Annotated in this window: 5 protein-coding genes; 4 read left to right on the top strand and 1 reads right to left on the bottom strand. The window is 38.8% G+C overall.

What is annotated here, in order from left to right; all coding sequences use genetic code 11:
* The first annotated feature begins 226 nt into the window (after nucleotides 1-226).
* The 4 genes from H6G69_RS29350 to H6G69_RS29365 all read left to right on the top strand — a co-directional run bounded on the left by H6G69_RS29350 (nucleotide 227) and on the right by H6G69_RS29365 (nucleotide 7,175).
* Nucleotides 227-3,064, top strand: coding sequence for a cation-translocating P-type ATPase (locus H6G69_RS29350; RefSeq protein WP_190692646.1), 2,838 nt, complete (start codon nucleotides 227-229; stop codon nucleotides 3,062-3,064).
* A gap of 464 nt (nucleotides 3,065-3,528) precedes the next feature.
* On the top strand, nucleotides 3,529-5,409 hold the full coding sequence (locus H6G69_RS29355) for an AarF/ABC1/UbiB kinase family protein (RefSeq protein WP_190692647.1): 1,881 nt from the start codon (nucleotides 3,529-3,531) through the stop codon (nucleotides 5,407-5,409).
* A 249-nt stretch (nucleotides 5,410-5,658) separates the two neighbouring features.
* Nucleotides 5,659-6,879: a P-aminobenzoate N-oxygenase AurF gene (locus H6G69_RS29360; RefSeq protein WP_190692648.1), complete on the top strand. Its 1,221-nt coding sequence runs from the start codon at nucleotides 5,659-5,661 to the stop codon at nucleotides 6,877-6,879.
* A gap of 5 nt (nucleotides 6,880-6,884) precedes the next feature.
* Nucleotides 6,885-7,175: a 2Fe-2S iron-sulfur cluster-binding protein gene (locus tag H6G69_RS29365; protein WP_190692649.1), complete on the top strand. Its 291-nt coding sequence runs from the start codon at nucleotides 6,885-6,887 to the stop codon at nucleotides 7,173-7,175.
* A gap of 29 nt (nucleotides 7,176-7,204) precedes the next feature.
* Here the strand turns inward: H6G69_RS29365 and H6G69_RS29370 are convergent, their stop codons facing one another.
* Nucleotides 7,205-7,876, bottom strand: a complete 672-nt coding sequence (locus H6G69_RS29370; RefSeq protein ID WP_190692650.1) for a hypothetical protein — start codon at nucleotides 7,874-7,876, stop codon at nucleotides 7,205-7,207.
* Nucleotides 7,877-8,008 lie beyond the last annotated feature (132 nt).

An 8,008-nucleotide genomic window follows, 5' to 3' on the forward strand; every position in this document is an offset into this window, starting at 1 on the left:
TGTGGGCGAGGTTGTAATTAAAACTCAGGATAATTGTAGTCAACCCTTGTTTTGGCTCCTGTCTTCTGTATCCTACTTTCTGCCTTCATTTTTACATTTATTTATCTTTACATTGTCTTATTGACTCAATAAAGATTGTAATATCTAATAGTACCGATAAACGCATTCATAGCATTTAATCATAATGCTATGTGAGTTCAAGTTTTTGATTTAAAAGAGAATATCTATGACTTCTACTACGTCAGACTCTGGGTTCACTCAACCAGATGAAACGTCTGCATGGCATACTTTAGAAGTTGTTAAAGCTCTCAGGCGATTAGGAAGCGATCGCACATTTGGTTTAACGACCTCAAAAGTGACAGAATATCTCAGACGTTATGGTGCAAACGAGCTAACAGAAAGTGGAACCCGCTCCCCCGCAGAGATCCTTTGGGATCAATTCAAAAACATTATGTTGTTGATGTTAATTGCTGTGGCAATTATCTCTGCTGTTTTAGATGTGCGGGAAGCTTTAACTAAAGGAACATTTGTCTTTCCTAAAGATGCCGTCGCCATTTTTGTAGTCGTGATTTTGAATGGTGTGTTGGGCTACATCCAAGAAAGTGGGGCAGAAAAAGCTCTCGCAGCTTTGAAAAATTTGGCATCTTCTAAGGTAAGGGTAATTCGAGATGGCAAAACCTTAGAGGTGGAGTCTAAAGAATTAGTCCCCGGAGATGTCATGTTACTGGAAGCCGGTGTGAAGGTTCCGGCTGATGGGCGATTGTTGGAGGCGGTGAACTTACAAGTACGAGAATCTGCTTTAACAGGAGAAGCTCATGCAGTTAACAAGCAAGCTGAAGTACAATTACCAGAAGATGCACCATTAGGCGATCGCATCAATCTAGTTTTTTCCGGTACGGAGGTAGTGCAAGGACGAGCAACAGTGCTAGTCACAAGCACTGGAATGCAGACAGAATTAGGAAAAATTGCCAGTGCTTTACAGTCAGTTGAATCGGAACCTACGCCACTCCAAAAACGTATGACCCAACTAGGCAATGTCCTAGTCACAGGTGCATTAGTGCTAGTGGTGATTGTCATTGCTGGTGGTACTTTATTCAATCCGAGCTTATTTGAGGAACTAGTCAAAGTATCTCTAAGTATGGCAGTAGCGGTAGTACCAGAAGGCTTACCTGCAGTAATTACAGTGACGCTGGCACTAGGAACCCAGCGCATGGTAAAGCGGAATGCACTGATTCGCAAACTCCCAGCAGTAGAAACCCTTGGTTCTGTTACCACCATTTGTTCTGATAAGACTGGAACTTTGACTCAAAACAAAATGGTAGTCCAAGCTGTTTGCACAGCCAGCAATACAGCCCGTGTGAGTGGAGATGGTTATACTCCTATGGGTGAATTTCAATGGCAAGATAAAACCCATCTTTCCCAAGCTCACCCAGAACTGCAAGGCTTATTACTAGCTTGCGTACTATGTAATGATGCCATCTTACAAAAAGAAAATGGTGAATGGTCAATTTTAGGCGACCCCACAGAAGGTGCATTGTTGTCATTGGCTGGTAAAGGTTCTTTCCGTAAAGACGAGCAAGATAATCGCTTTGCCCGGGTAGCGGAGTTTCCCTTCTCATCAGAACGCAAACGGATGAGCGTCATGGTAGAAGCAGAAGGATCTGGTGCAGGTATTAGTGCTTTCCATTTGCACACAACTCCTTATCTGATGTTTACTAAAGGCTCTCCTGAATTGACCTTAGAACGATGCACTCACATTCAAATTGGTAATGATGTTAAGCCACTAACAGCAGAACAACGAAGCCGGATTTTAGAGCAAAATAACGAGATGGCAATGCGAGGGCTAAGGGTTCTCGGCTTTGCTAACAAACTCTTAACTGAACTACCACCAGAAGGTTCTGAAGATGTTTCTGAAAACACTCTGATCTGGCTAGGATTGGTGGGTATGTTAGATGCTCCTCGTCCAGAAGTGCGGGATGCAGTTGCTCGTTGTCGGACGGCGGGGATTCGTCCGGTGATGATTACAGGCGACCACCAACTAACAGCAAAAGCCATCGCTGAAGACTTAGGTATTGCCAGTCCTAAAGATGAAGTCCTCACCGGGCGAGAACTCGAAAAATTAAGTATGGCAGAACTGGAAAAACATGTAGACCGGGTTAGCGTCTACGCCCGCGTCTCTCCAGAACACAAATTAAAAATTGTGCAGGCACTACAACACCAAGGCCATGTTGTAGCGATGACTGGCGATGGGGTTAATGATGCTCCAGCCCTCAAGCAAGCAGACATTGGTGTAGCAATGGGTATTACCGGCACTGATGTCAGTAAAGAAGCTAGTGACATGGTGCTATTAGATGATAACTTTTCTACCATAGTGGCAGCAGCAGAAGAAGGACGTGTCGTATATATCAACATCCGTCGTTTTATTCGTTACATTCTCGGTAGTAATATCGGCGAAGTACTGACTATTGCAGCCGCACCTCTGATGGGTTTAGGTGGTGTACCCCTATCACCCTTACAAATCCTTTGGATGAACCTTGTTACAGATGGAGTGCCTGCCCTAGCCCTAGCTGTGGAACCAGGTAGACCAATTGTGATGCAGCAACCTCCCAAAAATCCCAAAGAAAACATTTTTGCCCGTGGATTGGGTGCATACATGATCCGAATAGGCATTGTGTTGGCAATCATTACTATCGCTATGATGTCTTGGGCTTATGGATACACTCAGACATACACAGCAGGCGGTACTCTTGATCCAGAGCGTTGGAAAACAATGGTCTTTACTACTCTGTGTTTGTCACAGATGGGACACGCTTTAGCAATTCGCTCTAATACCCGTCTGTTTATGGAGATTAATCCCTTCTCTAATCCCTATATTCTGGCATCGGTAATATTGACATCAATACTCCAACTACTCTTGATTTACGTTGAACCATTACGTAACTTCTTCAGCACTCACTACCTTACCTTCATAGAATTGATGATTTGTATTGGTTTTAGTGCGCTCACCTTTGTGTGGATTGAACTAGAAAAGTTGTTTATCCGTTGGCAGAGAAAAACTCAGTAGTAGAGGACTATTTGTAAACCGAGAAATTTATGCCAAATTGGGCAGACAAAGGAATAAAAATCTTTTTTATATCCTATTTTCCGAAAAAAATGCCCAATTAGGCACAAAAAAATAATTCGTCATTAATGAAATGTGAGTAGGAATAATGAGTAGTTAAGTCTCAATTATTTTTTTAAAAAAGCTACTATTTATGATTTAGAATGAATGCCTAACTATAGAGCGATCGCAAAATAATATAGCGTTTTCTAGTCTGCTGAAGTACAAATCTCTGCGTACCTCTGCGCTTAACTCTGTGACCCTCTGCGTTTCAAAATATTACCTGTACCTCACTTAACTGGGAATCGCTATAATGCATAATATTTATATTAAATTTTATCTATAAATTATATAAATTTTCGCTGTGCTTGAGCGTGAAAATAAAAATTGTTATTTTCCAATATTCGTGCAGGAAGTCCACTGAAAAAATGAGTAAAGTCACAATTCCATTAGAGAAACCACTCCATTATGACCCAGAAGCGATCGCTCAAAAATACCGCGATCAAAAAATGCAAGTTTTCAAACGATGGTGGCAAATTTCACTTCCCATAGTTAGCTTTACTATCAAATGGTGGTGGAACCGCAAAACAGGACAGTCTAGCCGAAAGCAGCAACGCGAAGCCGTACAATTGCGAGAAATCCTCACTAGTCTTGGCTCTGCTTATATTAAAATTGGTCAAGCCCTGTCTACTCGCTCTGATTTACTGCCTTCAGTTTATATAGATGAACTTGCTCAACTGCAAGATCAGTTGCCTAGTTTTTCTAATGAACTAGCATACAAATTTATTCAAGAAGAATTGGGGAAAACTCCAGACAAAATTTATGCAGAATTATCTCCTCAACCAATTGCCGCCGCTTCTTTAGGACAAGTCTATCAAGGTCGATTACCAACGGGAGAGTTAGTTGCTGTTAAAGTCCAAAGACCTGATTTAGCAGAAAAAATTGCTTTAGATATATATATATTGCGAAGTCTGGCTGCTTTTTTCCAAAAGCGATATCAACGAATTCGGACTAATTTAGTTGCCATCTTAGATGAATTTGCTACTCATCTATTTGAAGAGATGGATTACATTCAAGAAGGAAAAAATGCAGAACACTTTGCTAATCTTTATGGTGAGTTGACTGATATTTATGTGCCTAAAATTTACTGGCAATATACTAATCGTCGCGTTTTGACGATGGAATGGATAAAAGGAACTAAATTAACTAACCCAGCCGAAATTCAGTCTCAAGGAATTGATGCTCGTTCCATAATTGAAGTTGGAGTACAGTGTACTCTCAGACAACTGCTAGAACATGGTTTTTTTCATGCCGATCCTCATCCAGGTAATTTGCTGGCAATGGAAAATGGCAAGCTAGCTTATTTAGACTTTGGGATGATGAGCGAAATTAAGCCTGATCAAAGGTATGCTTTAATTAACGCTGTCGTTCACATTGTCAATCGAGATTTTTCAGCACTGGTACAAGACTATATAGAATTGGAGTTTTTACCTGTTGATGCAGACATAACTCCCATCAGTACTGCATTGACAAAGCTGTTTAATGATGCGCTAACATCTAGCGTTGCTCAATTCAACTTTCAGGTAATTATTCAACAGCTTTCAGAGTTGATGTACCAATATTCCTTTCAAGTGCCAGCGTACTATGCATTAATTATTCGTTCATTGGTAGCATTAGAGGGAATTGCAATTAGTATAGACCCAGACTTTAAGGTTTTAGTTTCTGCATACCCTTACGTTCTCAAACGCCTTTTAACTGACCCAGCCCCACAATTACAACCAACTTTTAATAATCTACTCTTTAAAAATGGTAGTTTTCGCTGGAATCGTCTAGAAACAATATTAATAAACTTTAGTAATACTAAAGATTTTCACTTTGGTAGAACATTAGAACAGGGTGTTAGTTATTTACTATCAGATCAAGGGAAGTTTGTTCGCATCCGTCTAGCGGATGAGTTACTCAAAATCTTAGATGCTTTTGGTGAAACCTTGCTATCTACAACACCAGTTATTTTTGGGATGCGGATGAATTATCATCACCAAAATTTAGTAGTAAATATTGATCTAGAGATGCTGGAATACCTCAAACGTATTTGGATACTCTTGCAGAAATTACCAGGATTTGACTCCGTACAAATAGCACAAGCAGCTGCCCAAGTTTTGATGATACCCGTTACTCATGAAACTGGCCCATATATTGTTAAGCAAGTTATACAAAGAAGTATAAAGCGACTTAGGGACTTCCCAGTAAAAAAAATACCAGACTATAAGAATAAGAATCACTCTGAAGGTAACAACGCAATTGTCTAAAGTTGTGCTTGAAAACGCTGGCTTGCTGCTCCTTTGAGTTGCTTTACTGTTTCTAGTTAATTCGAGCAATACTTTTATCCACCCACAAATTTCCCTCCAAATTGAATTGATTATGAATGGGGGTAAAGAGGAACCGCCGCAGGCGGTTCCTCTTTACCCCTTCCGAATGATTATAATTATTGCAATTGGTGATTTTATTCCTTGGAAGTTCCTACATCTGGCATAATTGACTAAAATATAGAGATTTTTATGGTAAATACTATTCAAAAATTATCAGATAGTACAACGACTTATCGCAAATTACAAATCAACTATACCCGCAATAAGCAAAAAGACCATACTGCTTTAATGGATGAAGCAACTGCAAACTTTCGCTATGAAGATTGCCAAAACGAATATTGGAATCCAGAAGAATTTTCACTATTATATGGTACACCTTTATGGGAACAGTCTAGCAAACATCAGCGAATAGTTTTAAATCAGCTTTATTGGGTAGCTTACTACTCTCAGATTGTTTCTGCTGAAATTGCCACTATTTATTTCAATCAAACTAGTGCAGCCGGACTTTATGCTCAAGAAGACTTCCGCTTAATCTGCGATACTTTAGATTTAGAATCTGCTCAAGAAAGATCACATATCAATACTTTTCGCGTCATTGCTAAACAAGTTGAGCAAACCTTATTTGGGGAACCTATATTTACCTACCCAATGCGCGGCCCGTTTACCGAAACAATGGTTTATGCTGATACCAATGCTTTAAAAACTTGGTGGAAGAAGATTCAATTGCAATATTTTGGGTTGATTTCTGCGAATAATACATTTTTAGCTTGTCAGTATTTTACAGTCCGGGGTGTTAGGACACTAAATGGTAAATTAGTACAGCACAAACTCAGTAATTATTATCAAAAACATCCTCAATCTGAATCTGCACCAATTCCAGCGAAGATATCTTACTATCACTTTTTAGATGAAAGTTTTCACTTCAATAGTTCAACAATAATATCTCATGATGTGATAACTTGTTTGCCTAAAGCAACAGCATTTGAGAGACTAGTTGCTAATTTAGGTTTGTTGGGTTGTCAACGTGATCATTTTCATTTTTCGGCGGCGATTAATGGGATTTTTTGGTATGACCCGGCGTTGTATAACAAGATTTATTATGTGTTGCGATCGCCCATCTTCAATATGAGCGATACTGATGCTAAAGAAATGATGCGTCGTTGTTTTACGGAAGAGTCGGAAGGATTACACCGCAGTTTTGCCACTCATCAAGAAGCGATGCAATCTTATAAAGTGTATGTAGAAAAACTTGATTATCTTTGGCAGCAAAATCGAGAAATGTCTGTGATGGGTGGTAATTCGATTGCTCGATATTTGGCGACTCAGAGAAATGCTTTTTGGAGATTTGAGAAGGATGTGTCTCACGCAGAGACGCAAAGACGCAAAGAGGAATTGAAGAGTTTGGTTTAAATATTATGTCTAATTTATGTACTGTTTCTTTTCCGGGAACTGATTATCCACCTATTAACTTACCAGCACATAAAAATCTGTCTGAACATCTCACAATTCAGAATTCACCTGTATTATTTGGTTGTCGGACTGGTATTTGCGGAACTTGCCTAGTTGAGGTTATTGGTGAAATTCCTCCGCCTGAGTTAGATGAACAGGAAATATTAGATACACTAGTACCCAACATTTCTAATGCTCGATTAGCTTGTCAGCTTGACCTTATAACTAATATTCAAATTCGCAAAATAGAAATCTAAATATAGCTATAAGGTTTAGTTTTAGCACATTAACTAACCTGTGACAGTTCTTTTGCTTTAATAAGTAGCAATTCAGCCCTTGAAACTAAAAAGCTATCATAGTCATCTGCAAACATATTAGTTGGGCAGAAATGAGTTGACAGTATTTTCTCTAAAATTGTATTGTCAGCAGGCATTTCAGAACGATATTGACTAGGGGATTTATCTTTTATTTTATTGTTATCTGTTCTAGCAAGTAGGGAGTAATTTGCCAGACAGTTGATTTTTTCATCGCTATTTCCTAGACTCTCTAAGTAGGCTTTAGGAAAAATATGATGAAACTCTTTTCGATTCCCTTGAGATAAAACTTCTTGCAAGGATATATTCGTGCCTTGAATAAAGTTTAAAGGTTTACCTTGTGCTAAAAGGAGAATGAAAGTTTCAGTTGCAACTGAAGACCTGCGGAAATTTTTTTTAATAAAAAAATCACGTTCTAAGTCTATATCAAAATCTCCAAGTTTATGAGGCTTGCTATCCTTAAGTTGTTGTACTTCTACTAAATCTATATGAGTACTCTTAGCTCCTCCTCTGGCATATCTTTGCGAAAAGCAGGCACGCCAAAACCACTTTTTAATAACTTTATATTGTTCTTCAGGAATAGGAGGAGGCTGTTTTTGTGAAGAAGCAAAGAAAGATGCTAGAACAGGTAATATATTTTCCATCGGTAAAAGTTTAAGATAGAAAACAGGTTCTTCCGGTAGTTTTATGGTCGTTATTAGAATTAACTTGATTTTAATAACTTATAATTTAGTCTTATCAATGTCTATAATATAGATTAGATAAGCATTTAGTAA

Origin of the sequence: Nostoc sp. FACHB-110, from assembly GCF_014697425.1 — a bacterium.
Classification (GTDB): domain Bacteria; phylum Cyanobacteriota; class Cyanobacteriia; order Cyanobacteriales; family Nostocaceae; genus Nostoc_B.

Excerpts from the sequence above, each read along its gene's own strand:
- H6G69_RS29350 (WP_190692646.1), top strand. The coding sequence starts at position 227 with ATGACTTCTACTACGTCAGACTCTGGGTTCACTCAACCAGATGAAACG.
- H6G69_RS29355 (WP_190692647.1), top strand. The coding sequence starts at position 3,529 with ATGAGTAAAGTCACAATTCCATTAGAGAAACCACTCCATTATGACCCA.
- H6G69_RS29360 (WP_190692648.1), top strand. The coding sequence starts at position 5,659 with ATGGTAAATACTATTCAAAAATTATCAGATAGTACAACGACTTATCGC.
- H6G69_RS29365 (WP_190692649.1), top strand. The coding sequence starts at position 6,885 with ATGTCTAATTTATGTACTGTTTCTTTTCCGGGAACTGATTATCCACCT.
- H6G69_RS29370 (WP_190692650.1), bottom strand. The coding sequence starts at position 7,876 with ATGGAAAATATATTACCTGTTCTAGCATCTTTCTTTGCTTCTTCACAA.